The 24,173-nt window shown below is 49.8% G+C and carries 19 protein-coding genes and 1 riboswitch; of the genes, 13 read left to right on the forward strand and 6 right to left on the reverse strand.

Annotated features, from left to right (window positions below; translation table 11 throughout):
* The first annotated feature begins 26 nt into the window (after positions 1-26).
* The 5 genes from NXS99_RS07865 to ffh all read left to right on the forward strand — a co-directional run bounded on the left by NXS99_RS07865 (position 27) and on the right by ffh (position 10,020).
* The gene (locus NXS99_RS07865; protein WP_259288122.1) at positions 27-3,458 is read left to right on the forward strand and encodes a hypothetical protein; all 3,432 of its coding nucleotides are present in this window, start codon (positions 27-29) and stop codon (positions 3,456-3,458) included.
* Between the two features lie 213 nt (positions 3,459-3,671).
* Positions 3,672-5,681 (forward strand): signal recognition particle-docking protein FtsY, encoded by a 2,010-nt coding sequence (ftsY, locus tag NXS99_RS07870; RefSeq protein WP_259288123.1) that lies wholly within the window; start codon positions 3,672-3,674, stop codon positions 5,679-5,681.
* 179 nt (positions 5,682-5,860) lie between these two features.
* Positions 5,861-6,199 (forward strand): P-II family nitrogen regulator, encoded by a 339-nt coding sequence (locus NXS99_RS07875; protein ID WP_259288124.1) that lies wholly within the window; start codon positions 5,861-5,863, stop codon positions 6,197-6,199.
* The gene (locus tag NXS99_RS07880) at positions 6,180-8,282 is read left to right on the forward strand and encodes a [protein-PII] uridylyltransferase (protein ID WP_259288125.1); all 2,103 of its coding nucleotides are present in this window, start codon (positions 6,180-6,182) and stop codon (positions 8,280-8,282) included. Before NXS99_RS07875 ends, NXS99_RS07880 begins: the two co-directional genes overlap by 20 nt.
* Before the next feature lie 133 nt (positions 8,283-8,415).
* The gene (ffh, locus tag NXS99_RS07885; protein WP_259288207.1) at positions 8,416-10,020 is read left to right on the forward strand and encodes a signal recognition particle protein; all 1,605 of its coding nucleotides are present in this window, start codon (positions 8,416-8,418) and stop codon (positions 10,018-10,020) included.
* A 57-nt stretch (positions 10,021-10,077) separates the two neighbouring features.
* Here the strand turns inward: ffh and NXS99_RS07890 are convergent, their stop codons facing one another.
* Positions 10,078-11,100 carry a YeiH family protein gene (locus NXS99_RS07890; RefSeq protein WP_259288126.1) on the reverse strand — a complete coding sequence of 341 codons (1,023 nt, stop codon included), beginning with the start codon at positions 11,098-11,100 and terminating at the stop codon, positions 10,078-10,080.
* A 310-nt stretch (positions 11,101-11,410) separates the two neighbouring features.
* On the opposite strand from NXS99_RS07890, the gene rpsP reads away from it, so the two are divergent.
* The 8 genes from rpsP (at position 11,411) to NXS99_RS07930 (ending at position 20,095) form a co-directional block, all read left to right on the forward strand.
* Complete coding sequence (gene rpsP / locus NXS99_RS07895) at positions 11,411-11,908, forward strand: 30S ribosomal protein S16 (protein ID WP_259288127.1); 498 nt, start codon at positions 11,411-11,413, stop codon at positions 11,906-11,908.
* Positions 11,909-12,077: 169 nt separating this feature from the next.
* Positions 12,078-13,754 (forward strand): hypothetical protein, encoded by a 1,677-nt coding sequence (locus NXS99_RS07900; protein WP_259288128.1) that lies wholly within the window; start codon positions 12,078-12,080, stop codon positions 13,752-13,754.
* A 100-nt stretch (positions 13,755-13,854) separates the two neighbouring features.
* Entirely contained in the window at positions 13,855-14,364 is a 510-nt protein-coding gene (gene rimM, locus NXS99_RS07905; RefSeq protein ID WP_259288129.1) for a ribosome maturation factor RimM, read from the forward strand.
* On the forward strand, positions 14,364-15,218 hold the full coding sequence (gene trmD / locus NXS99_RS07910; protein WP_259288130.1) for a tRNA (guanosine(37)-N1)-methyltransferase TrmD: 855 nt from the start codon (positions 14,364-14,366) through the stop codon (positions 15,216-15,218). The genes rimM and trmD overlap by 1 nt, the downstream gene beginning before the upstream one ends.
* 89 nt (positions 15,219-15,307) lie before the next feature.
* The gene (locus tag NXS99_RS07915) at positions 15,308-15,676 is read left to right on the forward strand and encodes a hypothetical protein (RefSeq protein ID WP_259288131.1); all 369 of its coding nucleotides are present in this window, start codon (positions 15,308-15,310) and stop codon (positions 15,674-15,676) included.
* A 117-nt stretch (positions 15,677-15,793) separates the two neighbouring features.
* Complete coding sequence (locus tag NXS99_RS07920; protein ID WP_259288132.1) at positions 15,794-16,912, forward strand: LLM class flavin-dependent oxidoreductase; 1,119 nt, start codon at positions 15,794-15,796, stop codon at positions 16,910-16,912.
* Positions 16,913-16,937: 25 nt separating this feature from the next.
* Complete coding sequence (locus NXS99_RS07925) at positions 16,938-17,594, forward strand: CE1759 family FMN reductase (protein ID WP_259288133.1); 657 nt, start codon at positions 16,938-16,940, stop codon at positions 17,592-17,594.
* A gap of 215 nt (positions 17,595-17,809) precedes the next feature.
* The gene (locus tag NXS99_RS07930) at positions 17,810-20,095 is read left to right on the forward strand and encodes a Tex family protein (protein WP_259288134.1); all 2,286 of its coding nucleotides are present in this window, start codon (positions 17,810-17,812) and stop codon (positions 20,093-20,095) included.
* Positions 20,096-20,310: 215 nt separating this feature from the next.
* On the opposite strand, the gene NXS99_RS07935 is transcribed toward NXS99_RS07930, so the two are convergent.
* From NXS99_RS07935 to NXS99_RS07955, 5 genes are all read right to left on the reverse strand, one after another.
* Complete coding sequence (locus NXS99_RS07935; RefSeq protein WP_259288135.1) at positions 20,311-21,081, reverse strand: HesA/MoeB/ThiF family protein; 771 nt, start codon at positions 21,079-21,081, stop codon at positions 20,311-20,313.
* The gene (locus NXS99_RS07940) at positions 21,072-21,827 is read right to left on the reverse strand and encodes a thiazole synthase (RefSeq protein ID WP_259288136.1); all 756 of its coding nucleotides are present in this window, start codon (positions 21,825-21,827) and stop codon (positions 21,072-21,074) included. The genes NXS99_RS07935 and NXS99_RS07940 overlap by 10 nt, the downstream gene beginning before the upstream one ends.
* A gap of 5 nt (positions 21,828-21,832) precedes the next feature.
* The gene (thiS, locus tag NXS99_RS07945; RefSeq protein ID WP_259288137.1) at positions 21,833-22,036 is read right to left on the reverse strand and encodes a sulfur carrier protein ThiS; all 204 of its coding nucleotides are present in this window, start codon (positions 22,034-22,036) and stop codon (positions 21,833-21,835) included.
* 3 nt (positions 22,037-22,039) lie between these two features.
* Complete coding sequence (gene thiO / locus NXS99_RS07950) at positions 22,040-23,119, reverse strand: glycine oxidase ThiO (RefSeq protein WP_259288138.1); 1,080 nt, start codon at positions 23,117-23,119, stop codon at positions 22,040-22,042.
* Positions 23,120-23,327: 208 nt separating this feature from the next.
* On the reverse strand, positions 23,328-23,978 hold the full coding sequence (locus tag NXS99_RS07955) for a thiamine phosphate synthase (protein ID WP_259288139.1): 651 nt from the start codon (positions 23,976-23,978) through the stop codon (positions 23,328-23,330).
* A riboswitch (TPP riboswitch) is annotated at positions 23,972-24,107 on the reverse strand. (Overlaps the previous gene by 7 nt.)
* Between the last annotated feature and the right edge of the window lie 66 nt (positions 24,108-24,173).

Consider the following 24,173-nt stretch of genomic DNA (forward strand, 5'->3'; position numbering starts at 1 on the left):
TAGTTAAGGAAGGAAACGTATTTTTCATGAGTGACACTGTTCACCCCATCGCAGATCCAACTGATTCACTTCTGGGGTGGGCTTCCCACTATGACGTGGAGTTGCAACAAAAACTTGAATCGCTCACCTTGGTGGCTGAACTTGGAATTGCAAGTGACGAGTGGGAAAAAATTGAAAAATTCTACGGTATTTTCCTTGCTCGCCAGATTGCCGCTGGTTCCACTCTCGATGCACTGTTAGCAATTAGTCCTGCCATGGCGCTTGTAACGTTAGTGCGTCGCGCCCACCACTTGGTTGATCCAGAGTGCTTTGCCTCGGATTATCTCTCTGGTCTTGGGTTAGATACAGATGAGCGACTGCAAGCAGCGCTCACCACCTATCTTGATGAGCATCTCTCAAGCATGTGCCAACAGCTTGGCCTTGCCGTATTCGACACTGACGCAGTTACCGCGCTGGCCTATCACTCGGGCATTATTGCCAACGAAGTACCGCTGTTGCTCGAATCCTATGATCAACATGATGGCACTGCTGAACAATTGCCTGAGTATCTTGCGGGTTTAGTCCAGCAACTGCCTGAACATGGAGCAGAACTGTTAGCAGGCGTTGCCGCCTTGCGCGAGTTTTCGCTGGCACATCCACAGTCCTGGGTTGATCGTTCCCATAGCCACTTAAGCCCACAGCTGCCACCAGCTCTTGCAGAGGCAATTGTTGCTGAACTACGTGAGCGCCCAGTTGGCACCGTCGATAGGCAAGCAGCTGTTGGCGTGGCAAATCGTGAGCTGCGTCCACGCGTGGTATTCCAAGCAGATCGTGGCAAAGTATATTTGCGCCTTCCAGAGCAAAAAGTGCCAGTAACCGGCGAAATTACGTGGCGAGTCAGTTTGGAAGGTTCAACCACCGTCTATCGCACCGCGCGTAGCTGGGGTGATGTGACCGGTTTTGCAGAGCCGCTCGATATTGCACTGGACCACCCAGTTCGCGAAGTCACAGTAGAAGATCTTGCTAACGGCATCACCTGGACAGTGCCAGTCGTGCATGCAGACGATCCTGTGTTGCTCTTTAACAAGCGCGGCGGCTCGGTCACCGACAAACGCTCCTTGCACCACCAACGTTTACGTGTGCTCACTCCAGCTGAACACACGCTTTACGACGCTGTCCATAATCGCCAAATCCACCCAACCAATTCTTATGAAATTGAAGGCTGGAACGGCTGGACCTTGCACGAAGTAACCCTCGAAGGTATTGATTCGTTTGACAGCGTGCCAAATGGCCAGCATATTGATCTTGGGCGCACACGTTCGGTAGATCCACGTGCGCGCGTAATGTTCCGAACTCCAGATGATGCAGTCGCAGGTGTGACAACCATGGGAGGGTTAAAAGTTCACTCTCAGTCACTGCTCGCAGAATTTCCACCAACGCCTTCAGGGGCGAGTGAAATTTGGCACTTAGCCATTTCCTCGTATGCAGGTGCTGGTACTGCAGGTGAAGAAGTCATCCAGCCTGAACCATTGGAGGTACCAGCAGAAGGCGGCATTTTTGAAGTCTTCGATCCTGAACTCTATGACGCTCCGTGGGTAGGCGAGTACCTTGTGCGGATGCGTGGGCCACGCAATGAATCATTCCGCCACGAGTTCGCCATTGTCGAAGGTATCCGTACCACCATTACCTATGCTGGTTTATCGGGATCATTCCGTATCCCTTCAGGTGGTGGCTTATCTGAATCTACGTTGATTGTGAAACCGAGCCTGAAGCCATTTCAGGTGGAACCGAAACACCCATTGGTACAACCAACCGAATCTGGCGTGGATTTTGTTATTAGCACCGAAGAAGGCGACGCTCTACCACTACGGTTTAGCCCACCACGCTTAACCTTTGAAATGCCGTTGCTCACTGAGCCATTAGCATGGCGAGCATCGCGCATGACCGTGCATCCACGAAACGTAGACCCAGCAGGCTTCATCCGCATTCGTGGTATTGGTGTGCTTGGAAATCCACGTATTTCGGTGATCAATCATCACGGTCAGCCAGTGGCAACTGCAAAATTGATCAGTAACGATGCAGACACGACGTTTGTTGCGCCAATAGCGAAGCTCATTTCTGCAACAAATATGCTGCCACGCGGCCAAGTCCGGTTTGAATGGACTGACCCTGCAAGTGACAAGCGTATTTCAGTTGTCTTGGCCGATGTTGCAACCACGGAACCCGCAACGGTTGAATTGGTAGAAAACGAACTGCACATTCATACCGATTCCACCAACGTTGGTGTGTGGGTATGGCCTGCAACCGCGCCTTGGGAACCAGCGCATAATTTCGTTGTCCACGACAACACAGTGGTCTTGCCAGAAACATTCGTCAATGCTGGCAACCTCGTTGTGCAAGTCTACGATCGTGACCCATTTACCGTGATGCGCACCCCAGCCGCGCCGGGAAGTGCGGCATTGCTGGTTGAACAACCAGGCTTCTTCGGTAGCCAAGACACCGCCCTTGGTGCCTTAAGTGCGTTTATGTCTGGTCAAACCGATGAAGTTCCATCGGATCCAGCAGTGATGCCGGTGCTTTGGGATATGTTGGCGGCCGGCGGGCGTCGCGAAGAATCGTTGCAGGCAGTTCGCACGGTCTTTACTGCTAATCCGAACAAAGCGCTGCTCGGTCTTTCCAAATCGTTGGTGAAATCGCATCAACAGCCAGGACGAGTGATTGAAACCGGTTTAGTACGCTGCGTGTTCGACGCTCCACTGAATACTGACGAAAGCTACCATCGAGCAGCTTGGATTGGGGCACTGGAGTTACTCGGCAGCTTATCGACGCTCTATGGTGAAGATGGCATCACTGCCGAACAACGCCCGTTGGCAAAAGATATTTATCAACAACTACAAGACCTTGCTGGTAAAAATGTTCTTCAGGTGCTGCAAACTGGTCGTGATACCACGTTAGATACCGCGTGTATTGATCGTTCAACCGTGATGATCGCAGGTCTTGATCCAGCACAGCAGCAAGCAATTTTGCAGCAGCTTTTTGCTTCCAGCAATATTGTGCCAGGAGCTGTGCTTGATGATGGTAACCGGTTATTAGCGGTATTTGAGGCGTTTAATACTCGACAAGCATTAAAGAAGCTGCTTGCTGAAGAACAACTCATTGCTTCTGCAGTGACCTTATTACGCACCCTGCGCAGCACGGATAAGACAATTTATGCCTTAGCACGTATTCGGTTCGACAAGCTCGATGGTGTTGATACAGATAATAAGGATAACGTTTGGGCATTAGCGCCAGTCGTCTCACTCGTCTTAGCGCTTGCTGCACGAATGGCTGCTCATGGCATTATTTCTTCTTCGAAGACACTTGATGCTGCAACACAAGGCTGGGCCAAGCTTGCCGATATCGTGCCAGATCTGGTCACCTCTGACTTAGTTGCAGCTGAAGCAATTATCTTGGCATTGAAGAAACCAGGGATTGCGTAATATTTGAGGAGCATCGCTTCAGAACTGACAACGGCCTTCTTGATCGTATTGTGCACGAAAGGAGGTCGTTGTTGTGGGAATGAGATGCTTGGTGTATAGCGTCGACAGGCTAGGCTGCGACGAGGAAAAACTTAAGGGGTAGTTTGGCAAGTTTTTCTGCAATAAATTCGCGCCCAGAGTGTGCTTTGCAGCAAAATTTGCCAAGATAGAACTATGACTATCTCTTTTCCTGTTCTTGCTGCACTAATTGTTCTTGCGCTCTTGGCCATCATCGTAATCGTTGGATTAACGATGAAAAAGAAAAAGACCGTGAGCTTTTCGCAAGAACCTAAAAAGGAAGTAAAAGAACTTACCCAAGAAGAAAAATCTGGTAATTATAAAGCTCAAAGCGGCTTTCAATTTGCACCAGCAAAAACTCAAGAACCAGTCCTGCGGAATGATCAGAAACTCGCAAATGATGCCACCACTCAGGCTCGTGATTTGGGCGCACAGACAGCTGTCGCAGCAGGCGTTGTTGCTGATGTTGCAGCAGCGGCCGAGACTACTGATGTGAGTGCTGAGGCTGCTGTTGAGACTGCTGTCGAGGCGGTTGAAGTAGAAGCTGTTGAGGCAGTTGATGCAGTAGTTGAGTCAGCCGTTGAGACCGTAGATGAGGTCGCTGACGAACCAGCCGTTGAGTCCGCAGATGAGGCCGTAGAAGAGCCTGCGGATGAGCAAACACCAGCAGATGATCAAGCTGAAGAGTTTTATAATTTGGCAGAAACCCCAGCTGTTGTTGAACCAATTATTGATAGTGATGCGGCAACTGTGCATGATGGCTCACATGAAACAGATGTTGAGCGTGACGATGCTCGCGAATCCGATGATGCGAATGCTGAGGAAGCATCGGCTGAAGCTGAAGCATTAGCTGAGCATATTGAACAACAATTTGGTGAGCTTGAAGAATTCCACGAGATCACCGATGAGTCTCACGAAGCAGAAACTATAGCTGAAGAGGCAGAAGCATCTGCTGAAGAATCTGCTGAAACCGAAACTGCTGAGCAAGCTGATGAAACTGTCGTCGCTCAGCCTGAAACGCCGGAACATGCAGACACAGCAGCGGCAGAAACCTCAGAAGCACCAGAAGCTGCAGAACCAGCTGTTGATGATCAACCAGATGCTGCCGAACCAGACCATGTTGTTGAAGCAGCAGTTGTGGCAGGTGCCGTCGCTGCAAGCGCAGGCACCGCGCGTGCGGAAACTCCTGCACCAGCTGCCGAAGAAGCTGCACAAGCGCAGCCAGCACATGAACTCGATGAAATCGCTCCAGCTGCTGGACGTATCGGCAGGTTGCGTTCTCGTTTGGCACGTTCCAATAACGTCTTTGGCCAATCAGTCTTAGGTATTTTATCTGCTGGTGATCTGGATGAAGACGCCTGGGAAGATATTGAAGCAACCCTGATCCAAGCTGATCTGGGTGTCAAAATTACCATGCAAGTGGTTGATCAGATGCGCGAGATCGTTGCAGTTGAAGGCGTATCATCTGAAGCAGAAGCGCGTGCAATGCTGCGTCGTTGCTTAATTGAAGCATGTAAACCAGAACTTGATCGTTCCATTAAGGCAATCCCATATCAGGGCAAACCTGCAGTGATTTTGATGGTTGGTGTCAATGGCACTGGCAAGACAACAACCACTGGTAAGCTCGCGCGCGTATTGGTGTCTATGGGACACAAAGTTTTGCTTGGTGCAGCAGATACCTTCCGTGCCGCTGCTGCTGACCAGCTTGAAGCATGGGGACGTCGCGTCGGCGCTGAGGTAGTTCGTGGCCCAGAAGCCGCGGATCCTGCATCTGTTGCCTTTGATGCAGTTGCCCGTGGTGTTGACAACCACGCGGATGTCGTTGTGATCGATACCGCAGGTCGTTTGCATAATTCTACAAACTTGATGGATCAGCTTGGCAAGGTCAAGCGTGTGGTTGAGAAGAAGACTGAAGTTGATGAGGTTTTGTTAGTCCTGGATGCCACAACCGGGCAAAACGGCATGAACCAAGCCAAAGTCTTTAGCGAAGTCGTGAAAATTACAGGTGTTGTCCTCACCAAGCTCGATGGCACTGCGAAAGGTGGCATCGTGTTCCAAGTCCAAGAAGATCTTGGTGTTCCAGTCAAGCTCGTTGGCTTAGGCGAAGGTGCAGATGATCTAGCGCCATTTGAAGTCGAAGGCTTTGTCGACGCATTGCTTGCATAATTGCATCGCAAGCTTTTTACCACTCAGGTTGGGACGTTTTTGTTCCAACCTGAGTTTTTTCGTGTGCATAACATTTTCCTCATCTCACACTTTTGAAGTGTGTAGCTGGAAGTGCCGATAGGCTAAAGTAGACAGGTACAGAAACCATTTGTCCAACAAGAAAGTGTTCAAGCGTACCGATGAAACTTGTCACAGCTATTGTCAAGCCTTTTACACTCATGGACGTCAAGGAATCCCTTGAACAAGTCGGCGTGCATGCCATGACAGTGACCGAAGCCCAAGGCTATGGTCAGCAAAAAGGCCATAATGAAGTCTATCGCGGCGCAGAATATGCCATTGACTTTGTGCCAAAGGTCAAAATCGAGGTCGTCATTGACGATAATATGCTTGACGACGTTATCACCGCGATCGTCGATGCTGCCCACACAGGCAAAATCGGTGATGGCAAAGTGTGGGTGACAGAAGTCATCGACGTGATTCGAGTGCGTACAGGCGAACGTGGCACCGACGCAATTTAGCGCTCAAGACATTCGCGCCGCTGCATTGAAGCGAGTGTCGCAAATTATCAACTGCCTGGAACTTCCTCCTGGAACAGCCTTAGCAGCGGTCGGATCACTCTCGCGAGGAGAATTACAACCGCGCTCGGATCTCGATTTAATTTTGCTTCACGACGGCAGCCTGGATCCAGAAGCAGCGGCATCATTATGGTATCCGATCTGGGATGCGAAATTGCGTCTTGACTATGCCGTGCGTACTGCCGAAGAATGCGCAACAATTGTGCAACAAGATCCAATCGCTGCATTATCGCTTTTAGAATTACATCACCTGGCAGGCAATGCTGAATTATCACAGTTGGCCCGGCAAAGGATCTTAAAACAATGGCGAGCAGTTTTAATCGGTAATTTTAATCAACTTGTGGATCTCGCCATTGCTAGGTGGCGTCGCTCCGGCTCAGTGGTTGCAATGACCCATCCTGATATTAAACACGGCCGTGGGGGATTACGCGATCATGAATTTCTAAAAGCACTCGCACTTGGCAACTTAGTTGATCTGCCAGATTTATCCACCCAGCGAAAGCTTCTCTGCGATGTTCGGACGATGTTGCATGAACATGCCGGCAGAGCCAGAGATGTTCTGGACCCAGAATTTGCATTCGATGTTGCTGAAGATCTCGGCTTTTCGGATCGCTATGCCTTAGCCAGTGCGATTGCTGCTGCAGCACGTGATATCGATGAAGCATTAACCCATGCCCTTGATCAAGCACGTCATTTATTACCAAGGCCAGTACATCGCAGATATCGGATCCGCCGGCCATTAGATGTAGATGTGGTTGCCGTCGATGATGCAATCACACTTTCGCGCACGCCTGATCTCACCGACCCTGGTCTACCGCTACGCGTGGCAGCGGTAAGTGCGCGTACTGGTTTGCCTATCCATCCGCATGTATGGAAACGCCTAGCCAAAGTGCCACCGATGCCGCCAGGACGTTGGAAGAAAACTGCAGCCAGTGATTTTTTCACAGTACTATCCTCGGCAAAGCATACCGCTCGCGTGATTTTAGAATTCGACGAGCATGGACTTTGGGCTCCTTTGGTTCCAGAATGGGAACATATCCGTCAGCTGATGCCACGAGAACCAACCCATATCCGTACCGTCGATAGGCATATTTTGGCTACGGTCGAACTATGTGCGGCAAGTAGTGTCACTGTTGCGCGTCCTGATCTGCTCTTATTAGCAGCGCTGTTTCATGATATTGGCAAAGGCTACAACCATTCTCATTCGCTTGTAGGAGCAGCGATGGTGGCAGATATGGCCAATAAATTGGGATTATCGGCGCAAGATAAAAAAGTGGTTGTAGCGTTGGTGAAATACCATACGTTTATTCCCAAATTGGTGGCAACGAAAGATATTGAATCTGCATCAGTCGTGGCTGAAATTTTAGATGCCTTAGGTTATAACCTACTGGCCATTACGCTTATGGAAGTGTTGGTTGAAGCGGATGCTCGTGCTACAGGCCCTGGAGTGTGGTCACCAAAATTGCAAGCTGGTTTGAACTATTTATGCCAGCGTGCACGGGCACAGTTAACCACCACACCGCCAAGCCCACCAGTGGTTCGCTATGGTGGTGAAATCGCTGTGTATGAAAACTTAGGTTCAACGGCAGTGGTGTATTGGTCTGGCAGCTATATTCGCGAAAGTGTGCGCCCACTTGCCTTAATAGCTGCGAAAAACTGGAATATCATCTCAGCAGCGTTTGTGAATGATTCCGATGGTGTTTCAGCGGAAATGCAGGTGTATAACATGCTTGGCACTGGTTTTGATGAACGTGAGTTTATACAAGCGTATAAATCAGGAGTCTATTCAGCATTGCCCACTATCGAACCTGGTGCAGTGGCAACCTTTTGGCACGACAATATTTTAGAAGTGCGCACAACCGATAGAAAAGCAGCCCTTGGCACCTTAATCGGAGTATTGCCTGAATGGGAATGGATCAATATGCACACCCCAGGTGCCACCATGATTGTGCAGGTTTCAATGGTCGGAAATGTTGATCGTTGCAAAATTGAGCGCGATATTACCAAGGCACTGGCAACGGGGTAACCTTAGGAAGTTATGTTCTGTTTCCACCTTTGACTAAGGTAGAAAGATACAATCTACGTGAAGTAATGTTCACCTACACACAATAGGTGTGTGACATTCGAGAAATTATTCGCATCAAGGAGTGATGACACCAGTGTTCGAATCTTTATCAGATCGCTTAGGCCAAGCGCTTTCTGGCTTAAGGTCAAAAGGCAAAGTTACCGAAGCTGATGTCACCGCTGTTTCTCGTGAAATCCGTTTAGCCTTACTTGATGCCGACGTTTCGCTACCTGTCGTACGCGGATTCATTTCCCGTATTAAGGAACGCGCACTCGGTGCTGAGGTTTCGCAAGCATTAAACCCAGCTGAACAAGTTATTAAGATCGTCGATCAAGAATTAACGGCGATTTTAGGTGGTCAGACACGTCGTTTGAACCTTGCAAAGAACCCTCCGACGGTGATTATGCTGGCAGGTTTGCAAGGTGCTGGTAAAACCACTTTGGCCGGTAAATTAGCAAAATACTTAAAAGATCAAGGCCATACGCCAATGCTGGTCGCCTGCGATTTGCAGCGTCCAGGAGCCGTCCAACAGTTAACAATTGTTGGTGAACGCGCAGGTGTGCCAACCTTTGCCCCTGATCCAGGTACCTCCATTGACACACTCGAACATGAAATGGGTACCTCTCATGGTGACCCAGTTGATGTTGCACGTCGTGGTATTGCCGAAGCACAAGCAAAGAAACACGATATTGTCATCGTCGATACCGCAGGTCGATTGGGTATTGATGAAACACTGATGACGCAGGCTCGCAATATTCGTGATGCGATTGAGCCAGACGAAGTGTTATTTGTCATCGACGCCATGATTGGTCAAGACGCAGTGATGACAGCGGAAGCCTTCCGCGATGGTGTTGATTTCACTGGTGTGGTACTGACCAAATTAGATGGCGACGCGCGTGGTGGTGCAGCACTGTCGATTCGTGAAGTCACTGGTAAACCAATTATGTTTGCCTCGACTGGTGAAAAGCTGGAAGATTTTGATGTCTTCCACCCAGATCGTATGTCCAGTCGTATTTTGGGCATGGGTGATGTGCTGTCTCTGATTGAGCATGCAGAAAAAACGCTGGACCAGCAGCAAGCACTTGATACCGCAGCGAAGCTGTCGACCGGTGAGCTCACCCTGGAAGACTTCTTGAATCAAATGCTGATGATCCGCAAGATGGGCCCAATTGGCAATTTGTTAAAGATGCTGCCAGGTGGTTCCCAAATGTCGAAGATGGCGGATATGGTTGATGAAAAACAACTTGATCGTATTCAAGCCATTATTCGCGGTATGACGCCACAAGAACGCCAAGATCCAAAGATCTTAAATGCTTCACGACGCAAGCGTATTGCACTTGGCTCTGGTGTTGCAGTGTCAGAGGTGAACCAGCTGATTGAACGCTTCTTCGAAGCTAAGAAGATGATGGGCAAAATGGCTGGCCAGATGGGAATGGGTGGTTTTGGCCGCAGTGCTACCAAAAAGAAGCCAAAAGGACGCAAAGGTAAAAATGGCAAGCGAAAGCCAGCAAAGCGCAATAATGGTGGCGGCATGCCAGGTCTAGGCGGAATGCCAGGCATGCCAGGTATGGCTGAACTGCAAAAGATGCAAGAACAACTCGGCGGCGGTGGTATGCCAGGTATGCCTGGGATGCCAAATCTGCCAAAAGGTTTAGAAGGCATTGATTTGAATAACTTAGACTTCGGCAAGGACAAATAATTGTCTTGCTCAAAAGGAGGGGTGCTTGCACCCCTCCTTTTTTTCAGTTCTACGTTGTTATGATCCAACGATAAAAGCACCACTGATTGCAGTGACAATCACAACTAACGTCACGAGCAATCCGTGGAGAAAAGGTTTAAGCCCTGAGCGTCGTAAAGCAGCAATAGTCACGCCTGTCCCAAGTCCAAACATTGCCATTGTGAACAGCACAGTTTTGCTGAGATCAATAACCTGCAACACAGATGTGGGAATCGGAACCAGCGAGCGTAGTGCAACGAATACCAAAAACATCACGACAAATGTTGGCAAGATGCGCACTCGCGTAGTGGTGGTATCGCGAGTAGCAACGAATTTTGCAAGAAGCATCATCACAGGTGCCAACAGTATGACGCGACCAAGTTTCGCGGTGACCGCAATAGGTAAGATGGCAGCACCTGCGATACCGCCAGCTGCAACAACTTGACCAACTTCATGAATACTTGCACCTAGAATAATGCCGCTGGTGTGTGGTTCCATTCCGCTAATCATGATTGGCCCAAGCCCAATCATGATGGTGCCCAACACTGAGATGACTGCAATCGCCGTCGCAAACTCATGCTCACGTTTTTCTGGCAACACTGCATGTGCCGCCGCGATGGCAGATGCTCCACAAATGGAACATCCAGCACCAATTAAGAGCGCTTGGCTGGTAGAAAGGCGTAATAATTTGCCAAAGAGCACACTGCTGATCAACCCAACGCCTACTACAACTGCAAGTACGACTAATGTGCCAACGCCGAGGGTGAGGATATCGGAAAAGATAATGCTAAAACCAAGCAGTGCAACACCTGCCTTTAACAGCGGTCCGCTGGCGTATTGCACACCGATGCGCACACGTGAAGAAAAGGTGATGAAATTGCCAACAGCTACACCAATGATTAATGCGATCAGCAGTAATGAACTCATATGCAAGATGTGTTCGCTGATGATGTTCAGGCCATAGGCAACAGCTGCGCCGATTGCGCACACGCCTAAACCTGGTAGTCGTTGCATGATGTTGTGGCGAATCGTATCTGGTGTTGCATGCAGAAAAGAAACCATGCTGTAACGATAAACGGTGAAGAAAATATTTGTCGATGTGGCAGGGTGGTGTGATGTGGCGTGGACGCAGAGTGGGGTGAGAGTACAGCTGCATACGTGTGTGTAGCATGCGCTTGACGTATAGACGGCAAATCGCGTAAAATTTTCCAGGTTGTCGTAACTTGGCAACATCTCCTGTTGATTACACCGCCTCCGGCCACGGCCGAACGGTATGTCACATCGCAGGTAAAACTCAAAAAGGATCGCAACCGGTTATGTTTCAGAAGCATACATAATGTCTGAACGGTCCAGTGACTGAAAGGAAGCCATCATGGCTGTAAAAATTAAGCTCCAGCGTATGGGTAAGATCCGTACCCCTCAGTACCGCGTAGTTGTTGCTGATGCACGCACCCGTCGCGACGGTAAGGTTATCGAGAACCTCGGTATCTACCAGCCAAAGAGTGACCCATCTATCATCCAGATCGATTCTGAGCGCGCTCAGTACTGGTTGGGTGTTGGCGCACAGCCAACCGAGCCTGTACTTGCATTGCTGAAGGTTACCGGTGACTGGCAGAAGTTCAAGGGTCTTCCAGGTGCTGAAGGTACCTTGAAGGTTGCAGAGCCAAAGCCATCCAAGCTTGACCTGTTCAACAAGGCTCTTGCTGAGGCAAATGAAGGCCCAACTGCAGAGGCTATCACCGAGAAGAAGCGCAAGGCTAAGGAAGAAGCTGCTGCTAAGGCTGCCGCTGAAGCTGAAGCTGCTGCAAAGGTAGAAGCAGAAGCTGCTGAAGCTGAGGCAGAAGCACCTGCGGAAGAAGCAGCTGAGTAAAAACTTCTAAAAGTTTATGATGTTCTTGTTATTAGAGCATCGTTGAAAAGCCCTTTCCAAGATCGTTGAATCGGATCTTGGAAAGGGCTTTTGAAGTTTCTGTAGTTTAGAATACTGTGGAGACAACCGTTACCCGTTTACCGCTTGTGGAAAGGAGGCATAGATTTCTATGCTCGATCCAATAGAAGAATGTTTAAGGCTTGCAGCTAGTGGCAACCAAGCTGATATTGAAGAAGCTATTGAGAAATTGGAGGCACTAGTAGATACTGTTGATTTGATTCAACAGGGGCGTATCCATATCTTTTTATGTGAAATGCATGCCGAATTTGGCAGGTGGGAAAAGGTACGGATTCACAGTGAGCAAGCGCTGAAACTACCGTATGTTTCTACGAGTGCATGGTGCTGGTCGGAATACGTGAAGTTGCAAACGCAACCTGATTATTTCATCCCAGCCGCGCAACTGCTGCCAAAATTACAAGAAGTTTCCCAAGAACCAGGTTTAGAATTTTCTGGTCTACAAGTCTTGACGATGCTTGAAAACACCTGGCAAGGTGCGAAGTTCTTGAAAGTCTTTTTGCCGTGGGTGCAAGAGCGGCTGGAAATATTATTTACCATGGTGCCCGATAGCATTATTGCAACACTTGAGCGGAACCTGTTTCTTCTCTTCGGCCGCAAACGCTACGAGGCGTATTTGAAAGTCGTGCAATGGCCACAAATCGCGACGCATCCGATTGCACTGGATTTTTATAACGAACTTGTGGAATATTGCATTGGCGATTCATTGCGGCATCCGCACATGCCGCAGGAATTATATATGCACGCTCAAAAAATGGCAGACTTGGCATTTTTACATGATGCGCCAGATCTAGAAGTGTTGGCGCGGAAATATATAGTGCGAGCACTTTTGGCATTGGGGAAGTATCCAGAAGCACTGTTGCAAATTGATCGGATTCTCGAGAATTTCTCGGACCGAGTGAATCCAGATGATCATCTCTTAGCCGCAGCTGGGGTGGATACCGAAACTGAAAGTGATGCGTTTATCACTGCGCATCGCAGTTTGCAGGGGCTTTTTAGCGCCGAACAACAAGAATTACGGCTGCTGCGCTTGGAAGCTTTGAGCCACATGGATCCGCATGCTGCAACAGATACTGGTAAACAGCTGCTTGAATCATTACGCCACACCGGCGATATCGCCGCATACGGAGAGCTTCTCCAAATTGTCCTCAGTGGGCTTTATCTGATTGACGACAATTTCGAGTTAGAGATCGACTATCTCACCGACCAACTTGATGCATATCTGATACTCACCCCTGCACAACGTCGAGCACTTGACTCTCGGCAGCGTTTGGTGGCAGCATTATTGCTCGCGCACCGAGCACAGCGCAGGAATATCCTCGGCGACGTCGAGGGTGCACTTGCCGATTTACGCGAGACTCGTAGCTTTGGTGAGCTAAGCGGCGCAGTGAAAGCAATGGTAGATGCAGTCTGGACGAACATCCAGCTTATGCGATTTGAATTGGATCCGGATCACACAATTTCTGAGGCAATTTCCTACCTCTGCAAGTGTGGCCAATTGGCCAATGACGAAGGCGATTTCGATAGTGCCAGGAGATATCTGGAGCGCAGCATTATCTTAGCGCAAGACTCTCTAGACCCCGCTGATGCCTGGATTCAAGTCTTAGCGACATTAGAACTTGGCATGGTCTTTGAATCCATTGGGGAACAAGGAATGGCAATGACACAATACGAAACGGCTTTGCAATTGCTTGACGACGGCGAGTTCGATGCCATTGACACAACTAATGCTGCAGCTTTTGCTGCTATGCAGCTGGAAAAATTACGCTAACACCTCCCACTTGCTTCGATTACTGCATGTTTTGGGCTCTGTTTCGCAGGTGGGAGGTCAAACATGACTGCTAGGTGTGATCTGCGGTAATCTCATCTGCATGGAATTACTCATTGGCAAAGTCATGAAGTCTCACGGTATTAAAGGCGAAGTTTCGGTGGAAGTGACCACCGATGAACCGGATATTCGCTTTGCTATCGGTGAAGTGTTGCATGGCAAGCAAGGCGCAAAGCAACATACGCTGACAATTCAAGCTGCCCGCTGGCATCAACAACGTCTGCTGGTGAAATTTGAAGAAGTTGCCGATCGCACCACCGCGGATACGTTACGTGGAACCCAATTTTGGGCGCCACCGCTTGAGCTTGACGACGATGCCGATGCAGAAGGGTTCTATGATCACGAACTTATCGGGCTCCACGTTATCCATAACACGGAGAACATTGGTGAAGTTATCGGTGTACTCCATGGCCCGGCTGGTGAGCTTTTAGAAGTACGCTTGGAAGCTGGCAACGAGGTATTGATTCCATTTGTGCACGATATCGTGCCAGAGGTCGATCTTGACGCACAGCAGGTTATTATTACCCCTCCGGAAGGATTATTGGACCTGTAATGCGCATCGATGTTGTTACTATTTTCCCTGGTTATTTAGAACCACTCCGCCATGCACTGGTAGGCAAAGCCATTGAGCAAAATATTTTGACAGTGGGCGTGCATAACCTGCGTAATTGGGCCGATGATGTGCATCAATCTGTGGATGATACCCCGTATGGTGGTGGTCCAGGTATGGTGATGAAACCAACTGTGTGGGGTGCAGCCTTAGATGATGTTGCAACAGGTACGGGATATGCAGCTGAAACTGCACCATTAACCTCTGCGACCCAACATCGCAGCCAACCGCGCCACGATGAACGTACTGGTGTGATTGCCAGTGGGTATGCCGCAACCGAAGACTCTGATGAGAATCAGCATTTGCCATTATTAATTGTGCCAACTCCAGCAGGTAAGCCATTTACCCAAGAAGATGCACAAGCGTGGTCAAATGAACAGCATCTGGTGTTTGCGTGTGGTCGCTACGAAGGTATCGACCAGCGTGTGATCGATGACGCAGCTCATCGCTATCGCGTACGAGAAGTCTCGATTGGCGATTATGTGCTCATCGGTGGGGAAGTCGCAGTACTGGTCATCGCTGAGGCGGTGGTGCGTCTGATTCCTGGCGTACTCGGCAACACCTTAAGCCATGAACAAGATAGTTTTTCTGATGGTTTATTAGAAGGGCCAAGTTATACCAAACCACGTTCCTGGCGTGGACTGGAGGTTCCAGAAGTATTATGCTCGGGTAACCATGCGAAAATCGCACGCTATCGACGAGATCAAGCATTATTGCGTACTCAAAAAGTACGTCCAGACTTATTAGCATCTGTAGAACTCGACCGCACGGACCGCAAAGTTCTAGGCTGGGAATAGATTGTCATTCGGCACTGTTACATAGAGCGATACCACTACCACGATCGTGCTTTTCCAACACGATCCACAACCATTAAGGGATAGCGACTATGCGTGCTCTTGCAACTGATATAAATATTTTGATCCACCCAGCTGACTGGCAAGAGATCGTCGCAAAGCTGCCTCAGCAATTAACTGATGCAGGTTATCTGGTTGACAGCATTCATGCTGATGAAATAGTGCTCAGCTGCGAACCGGATAACATGCTGGTCACGCAGTATGAGCAATATGAAGGTCATTCGCCAATTACTGAAGTCTTGCATCGAGTCGTAATCCAAGGCCGTTCAGATATCTCATTAGTGGAGGCCACGAAACTGGTGGTGAAGTTTTTCCCACCAGGCACCTACTGGTATGGCACCAGCCATGAAGGCACTGCCACTCCAGGAGTGCAAGCTGCTTGCGCGTGGCCACCACAATAATGTATCGAGGGTAAGTACCTCGACGTACCAGGCCAGTATTTTTTGAAGATTTCCACTTTTGGCGAATTTTTGCTAAAGTTGTTGATATATCAACAAAACGAGAATAGGATAAACATTATGCAATTCGGAATTTTTACAATCGGCGACGTCACCACAGATCCAACCACCGGCAAGACTCCTACGGAATATGAGCGCATTCATGCAACCGTGGAAATTGCCAAGAAGGCTGAAGAAGTCGGGCTTGACGTCTTTGGTACCGGTCAGCACCACAACCCACCATTTATCGCACCAGGTACTCCACCAATTTTGATGGCGGCAATCGCAGCGCAAACCGAAAAGATCCAGCTGACTACCGCTACCACCTTGATTACCACCACTGATCCTGTCAATATCGCAGAAGACTATGCATATGTGCAGCATCTTGCTAATGGCCGCGTTGATTTAATGATGGGTCGCGGCAATACCGGTCCGGTTTACCCATGGTTCGGCAAAGATATCCGAAAGGGCATCGAACTTGCCGTTGAAAATTATCACCTCTTGCGTAAGTTATGGCGTGAAGATGTGGTGAATTGGAAAGGCCAATTCCGCACACCATTGCAACAGTTCACCTCTGTTCCACGCCCACTTGATGGGGTAGCGCCATTCGTCTGGCATGGTTCCATCCGCTCCACTGAAATCGCAGAACAAGCGGCCTACTACGGTGATGGTTTCTTCCATAACCACATCTTCTGGAATATCGAGCACACCGCCAGCATGGTGAATCTGTATCGCCAGCGTTTCGAGCACTATGGTCATGGTGCAGCTGATCAAGCAATCGTTGGTCTTGGTGGCCAGTTCTTTGCCGCAGAAACTGAAAAGAAAGCCAAAGACTTCTTCCGTCCATACTTTGATAATGCGCCAGTGTATGGACACGGCCCATCGCTTGAAGAATTCACCAAGATGACACCATTGACTGTTGGCACACCTGAAATGATCATTGATCGCTACTTAAGCTATGCCGATGCAGTTGGCGATTACCAGCGTCAGCTGTTCTTGATTGATCATGCTGGTTTGCCACAAGAAGTTGTACTTGAGCAGATCGAGATTTTGGGTAAGGAAATTGTGCCAACCCTGCGCAAGGAATTTGAACTGCGTCGTCCAGCACACGTTCCTTCCGATCCGCCAACGCATGCGTCCTTGGTTGCAGAAGGCCCACAGTCGCGTCACCGTTTAGTGCTTCCAGCCGAAGCTCACTAACACAGAAGAAGGGATGTAGCGGATTATGAAAAAGCTTGTTGTTTTGAACGCAGGGCTTTCCAACCCTTCTAGCACCAAGATGCTGGCAGAGCAGATTGCCCAGCAAGTGGTTGTGCAAGTATCTAAACGCGGTGAAGGCTTAGAAGTTATACACATCGATATTTTAGGACTCATGAGTGATCTCACTACCGTGATGACTACTGGTGTGTATACAGAAAAACTGCGAGGTGTATTAGATAGTGTCAGTGAAGCAGATGCGATTATCGCGGCAACGCCAATTTTCGCAGCCAGCTATGCAGGTATCTTCAAGGTATTTATGGATACCCTTGATCCAAATGCACTGAATAAAATGCCAGTGTTACTTGCTGCAACCGCAGGTACCGCACGCCATTCTCTTGCATTGGAGTATGCGATGCGTCCACTGTTTGCCTACCTTCGAGCAATTGTGATGCCAACTGCAGTATTTGCTGCCACGGAAGACTTCGGCACCGACTCCGAACTCGAACATCGCGTCACGCGTGCAGCAATCGAACTTGCAGAAGCAATTGTTGCCACCCAAGGTGGGGTCGTAGGTTTTGGTCCAGACTATGATAGTTTGCCAAAGCGTTCTTCGAACACCGGTGTTGATGTCAATGTTCGCAGCTTTGCTGATTTATTAAAAGGACACGATGGTAACGCATAATCGTCGATAAGCACGTTGTGTAAGAACGCCGCAACCAGAGAGTGAAAGTTTATTCCCTTTGACTTTCTGGTTGCGGTTTTCTTGTGTTTCTGGCACGCCACTGGAGCAATAGTGCAGTGAAGAGCATCAATTGTCGCGGTGTGTGCGAGGCGAATACAGCGGATCACGGTAGATGCTTGCCAACAACGCAAGCATCTTCTACTAAACTTGATGCAATGACTGAATTTCGCATTGCAGATGCTTTGGCACAGGAACTTGCACTTCCAGCTTCCCATATTGCAACAGCACTGGAGCTTTTGGCTGCAGGTAATACCGTTCCGTTTATTGCCAGGTACCGCAAAGAAGCAACCGGCGGTCTTGATGACACCCAACTTCGCCTGATCGAACAACGTTCCGCATATCTTATGGAACTGCATGACCGAAAATTGGCGATCCTAAAAGCTATTGAGGAACAAGGCAAACTCACCGATACCTTACGTTCGCTGATCGTATCCTGCGACACGAAATCACGACTCGAAGACCTCTACTTGCCATATAAAAAGCGCCGGGTTACAAAAGCCGATATTGCCCGCCAAGCAGGGCTTGAACCGCTGCTGGATCAAATCTTGGAACAGTGCCCGAATGATCCTGAACCACTTGCAACAGCATTTATCACCGAAGGCTTTGCCGATGCAAAGGCAGTATTAGCAGGTGCTCGCGCAATTTTTGTCGATCGCTGCGCACTTGATGCCGATCTCGTCGGTGAACTACGTGAAATGGCGTATCAGCAAGCGCATATGCGCGCGAGTGTGATTGCCGGTCAAGAGGCAGGAGTGAAATACCAAGACTATTTCGATTTCGCAGAAAAAGTCACGAGCTTGCCGTCTCACCGGATCTTGGCGTTATTTCGCGGTGAAACAGAAGGCGTGCTGCATTTAAACCTTGATGCAGGCGAGGAAGCCGGCTATCTCGCAGCAATTGCACGTAGTCAAGACGTCGATTTGTGCTGTCCGTGGATTGCAGATGCTGTACTTTGGGGTTGGAAAACCAAGCTCTATCTTTCTGCAGCACTTGATATCCGGATGCGGCTGAAAGAAACCGCAGAAACCGGTGCACTGGAAGTATTTGCACGTAACCTTCGCGACGTATTACTTGCAGCACCAGCAGGTCAGCGTGCCACTTTGGGTCTTGACCCAGGTTATCGCAACGGTGTGAAATGTGCGGTGGTTGATACTACTGGCAAAGTTTTAGAAACCTTTATTATCTACCCACATCAACCGCAACAACAATGGGATCAAGCGCGACAACGTCTTGCAACAGCGGTTGCCACTCATGGGGTTGAGCTTTTAGCAATTGGTAATGGAACTGCATCGCGCGAAACTGAAAAACTTGCCCGTGAAGTCGCTGCGCTGATTCATCAAGCAGGCGGCAAACGCCCAATTCCAGTGGTTGTTTCGGAATCAGGTGCGTCGGTGTATTCGGCATCTGAACTTGCGGCGAAAGAATTTCCAAACATGGATGTTTCACTTCGTGGGGCTGTTTCAATTGCGCGTAGACTCCAAGATCCGCTTGCCGAACTGGTCAAAATTGATCCGAAAGCAATTGGTGTTGGTCAATACCAACATGACGTGAACCAAGTTGCATTGGCAAAAACCTTGGATGATGTTGTCGAAGACGCCGTGAATGCCGTAGGCGTGGACTTAAATACCGCCAGTGTCCCGCTGCTTGCCAAAGTTGCTGGTATTAGTCACACCTTGGCTGAAAATATTGTGGCCTACCGCGACGAACACGGCCAGTTCGACACCCGCGCGAAATTAAAGAAAGTCCCACGGTTAGGGCCAAAAGCCTTTGAGCAATGTGCCGGATTCTTAAGAATCCACAATGGTACAGACCCATTGGATGCTTCGGCAGTGCACCCGGAAGCCTATCCAGTTGTGCGTCGTATAGCTGCGCATACCGGCTTGGAACTTCCAACGCTGATTGGCAACACGAAAGTATTAAGCACACTGCAGCCAGCAACTTTTGCCGATGACAATTTTGGTATTCCAACCATTACCGACATCCTCACCGAGTTGGAAAAACCAGGTAGGGATCCGCGCCCAGAATTTACCACCGCTACTTTCCAAGAAGGTGTTGAAACCATCGCTGACTTGCGTCCTGGCATGATTTTGGAAGGTACCGTGACCAACGTTGCCGCATTCGGTGCGTTTGTTGATATCGGCGTGCACCAAGACGGACTGGTGCATATTTCGGCGCTCAGCCACAATTATGTTGCGGATCCGCACACAATTGTGCATTCAGGAGCAGTCGTGAAGGTAAAAGTTCTCGAAGTTGATGTTGCCCGCAAGCGCATTAGCTTAAGCATGCGCCTTGACGACGACCCAACAGCATCCACAGCAGATGCGAAGACTAGTAAACCTGCACCAAAGCGCGCGCAGACGAAACGCCGCGAGCAACGCAACACTTCTGCACAGTCCGGCTCGCTGGCAGATGCTTTACGACGCGCCGGGTTTAAGCCTTAGTACCTACCACAAAGCCGTGGGGCTTAAAGGCATACGTTTCTGGTGGCTGCGCAATCAATATCAACGTTGAAACACCAAGGATGATTGCGCAGTCGCAGCACATGCGGCAGCATAGGGCGAGGCTGTTGTGCAGCATAGGGCGGGGCTGTCGTGCAGCGTTCATGTGTGGCGGATGCTTGCATGTCGGATGGGCGGTGCAGCGTTCATGAGTCGCGTTAATCTGTGGTGATTGCCCGCGTGGCGGATGGGCGTGCAGGATCGCGTTGGAGTTTCACACGCACCATACGTTGCGTGCGCCCATCATAGGAGAGTAGTACTTCTGATTGAAGCTCCATCCCTGCAGCATATTTGACCACCTCGGTTGCCATGAAAGAACCAATCACTCCGACCACTGCATTACAAACCCCAACCTCGCGACACGTTGCTAATGTTTGTGGTGCGGTTGGAAACACATCACGCAAATGTGCCAAACCTGGCTGAAACACAGCCATCATGCCACCAAACTCTACTACCGTTCCCCACGCTAAAGGCAGGTCAAAGGCCTCGCAAGCATCCGCGATGTGATATTTCGTTGCCAACTGATCCGTACAATCCACAACGATATCTGGCTGTTGGCTATCTAAAAGCGCACCAAGATTATTGGCGGTAACACGTTGTTGGAGAGCTGTCACCGTTATCCCCGGTTGCAATGCTTCTAAGCGTGTAGCTGCAACTTCCACCTTGGGCCGACCAATATCAGCTGCAGTAAATAACAATTGTCGCTGCAAGTTGGAAAGACTGACCACATCATCATCAACAATGGTCACCGTACCAATACCTGCTGCCGCTACATATTGCAGCACTGGAGCGCCTAACCCACCAGCACCAATGACCAGCACATGACATGCGGCTAATAGATCTTGGTCAAAACCTGCTAAATTGCGATGCCGCGCGGTACGTGCATACTCGAATTCAGAAGAACATGGATCGGTGTTGGCTACATCCATGACACAAAACCTTCACTTGGAGAACTCGCATGTGCATGTTCACGACGTGGAATGCGCCCAGCGCTTGCGGCATGTTGACCTGCAATGACCGCATGCCGTAACGCAGTTGCCATTGCAACAGGATCTTGCGCGCGAGTAATTGCAGAAGCTGCCAGCACACCGCTGCACCCAAGTTCCATCGCAAATGTTGCATCACTTGCAGTGCCAACACCGGCATCTAAAATGATCGGAACCTGTGCTCGGCTACAAATCAGTTCGATATTATGCGGATTTAATATTCCCAAACCCGTGCCAATTGGTGAGCCGAGTGGCATCACCGCAGCAACTCCCAAATCTTCTAAACGCTTGGCAACAACCGGGTCATCATTGGTATAGGCCAGCACCACAAAATCATCGGCTACTAGCTGCTCACAAGCGTCAAGCAGTTCGGTGACATCAGGTAATAAGGTGTGTTCATCGGCAATGATTTCTGCTTTGACCCAATTGGTTCCCAAAGCTTCGCGAGCAAGTTGCGCGGTTAAAACTGCATCTTGGGCGGTGCGGCATCCTGCAGTATTTGGCAATGGTGCAATATTTAAGCGCTGCAAGAGCGGGAAAATAGCAGTGCCAGAAGCGTGACGACGCATGGCTACAGTTGTCATTTCAGTACCTGAAGCGCGTAATGCTTGTTCTAAAATATCAAAACTGGTTGCACCGCCAGTGCCCATGATTAACGAAGACGTAAAAGTTTTCTGCGCAATAATCATGACAATCAGCCTCCTTGAACAGCCGTTAAAACATCGAGTTGATCGCCATCATGGATATCCGTGTGGTCCCACGCAGAGCGCAGCACCACAACACCATTTTGGGCAACCGCGACGCCATCACGCTGACCAATATGTGTGATCACAAACTCCGCAATTGTGGTGGCGTTAGTTGTCAGCGGCAGATCATTACACACCACAGTTCGAGCCATAAGTTAGGATCCTTTCGATGAGAGAGAAGAAGAGAAACGAGACATCTGGCAGCGGTGCATAATTGGCAATATTTCACCGGTACTGAAAGCATGAGCACCAGCTTTCGCCGCAAGCGGAGCTAAAAGAATGCCATGACGGAAATAGCCATTAGAAATTACTTGCATGCCGCTATTGGTATGCACAATGTCAAAAATCGGAAGATCATCAAACGTGCCAGGACGGGCACCGGTATGGGCCTCAAGGAAGGTACAAGTTTCCAATGCAGGTAACACTTCTTGGGCATCATGCAGTAATTGATACATATCAGCAACAGTTGGCTGTGAAATGCCATCTTCACGAGAAGTCGCACCGATTGCAATTTCAAGATTTGGGCGCGGCAAAATATAAATCGGACGACCACGCACCACACCACGAATCACATGATTTACCAGTGGCCGAGGCGCTTGCACGCGAAGAATATCGCCATAGACAGGCCGAAGCGGAAAACGATGAGAATCGCCTAAACCAGTACAGCGAATATCACCAATGTGGTCATCAGCGATAGCTTCAGCAACAAAACGCACCCCGCGGCGTCGTAAAGCATCTTCAAGAGCCGCGAGCAGCAGGCGCGGATGCAGTTGATGGTCACCCGGAATACGCAAAGCTGTAGAAATCTGTGGATGTAAACCCGGCTCGAGCGCACGCGCTTCGCGAATCGTAAGCTGCTCAGAGGTTCGAGCGGTATGCGAGTAGTAGGACTGCCACTGCGAAAGATGCAGCTTATCGGCCTGATCGACGCCTACCAGCAACGTGCCGGTGGTGTCGTATCCGAATGGGCAATCTGTTGCTTGGCGCAGACGCTGCAAAAAATCAGGGTAGAGTCGCGCACTTTCATCCATCAAGGGGAATAGCGCTTCCTGCTGATACTGCACTTCAGCAATAGGTGCGAGCATGCCACCTGCAAAATAAGAAGCACCTTGGCGGCGCGTTGCGAAATCAGGATCGTAAATCGTTGGCGTGAACCCTAACTCGGTGAGTTCAAAGGCGGTAGCGAGCCCAATGATGCCAGCGCCGACGATCGTCGGGGAAGAAGGTTGTGTCATAGGAATCTTTAAGAAGGTAAACAGCAGAATGTACAAGGTGAGGGGAGTGAGGTTAGTGACGGTTTGCTGTGCGGCGGCTGTTGCGGGTTGTTCTTACCTGCAGCTGTGTCGAACTGTAGTGGCGGTTTCGGTCACAGCGCCGGTGACGGTTGCGACAGTGACAGCAACAGCTACCTGCGCCGAAGCCAAGCACAAATCCGCATCATGATTACAAGTGTTCGACTTCAGGCAAACATGGGCCAGCCAGCTGCAAACCTGGATCACGCTCAAAGGCTCGCACCATCGCAATACCACTAACCCCAGTTGCAAAAACCGCAGGCGCATCCTCCGGCCAAATATCACCAATAGCAACAACTGGCAGACAAGAACGTTGCACAAGCGCTTGCAAACCATCGATTCCTAGTGGTGGACGCGCAGATTGCTTCGTGGGCGAGCGTCGAAAAGGCCCGGCGCCAATATAATCCACCACATCGGCAAGCTCATTTGCCTTGTCCACCAATTCCGCAGTGCCAGTGGTAAGCCCAAGAATCGCCCCAGGCCAGAGCAGCTGCCGAGCCACCCGCGCCGGGAGGTCATCTTGTCCCAGATGCACCCCATCGATGCGATATCCCTGGTGATGCAGGGCTAGAGCAACGCCTATATCGTCGTCAATGAGCAGGGTTTGCCAAGGTTGGATGATTTCTGCGATGCGAACGCTTAAAGCGTAGAGTTCGCGGCTGGAAATTGGTTTGGATCGAACTTGAATGCAGGTGGCATGGGTTGCGCCACGAACAGTCTCAACAGGATTTTCGCCGGTGACTAAATAGGTGCGCAGATCAATGATCTTCTGGTCGCGAATCAGCTGACGAGGTGATGTCATGTGCACTCACTTCCTTCGCCCAACATGAACGTTGGGGCAGGTTCGGACGGTCTCTGGCGCACAGCATCAGTGCTTGAAAACAGATCTCAGCCCTTTTCTTAGCTTTTAAGGGCACCCGTGGAGGTTAAATTTTGTCTTTTACACTAGAGCCGTTTGTGCGGTGGCGCAACTTTTGATAATTGCAGCACGTAGAGC

The sequence above is a fragment of the Corynebacterium sp. HS2168-gen11 genome, from assembly GCF_024834075.1.
In the GTDB taxonomy this organism is placed as follows: domain Bacteria; phylum Actinomycetota; class Actinomycetes; order Mycobacteriales; family Mycobacteriaceae; genus Corynebacterium.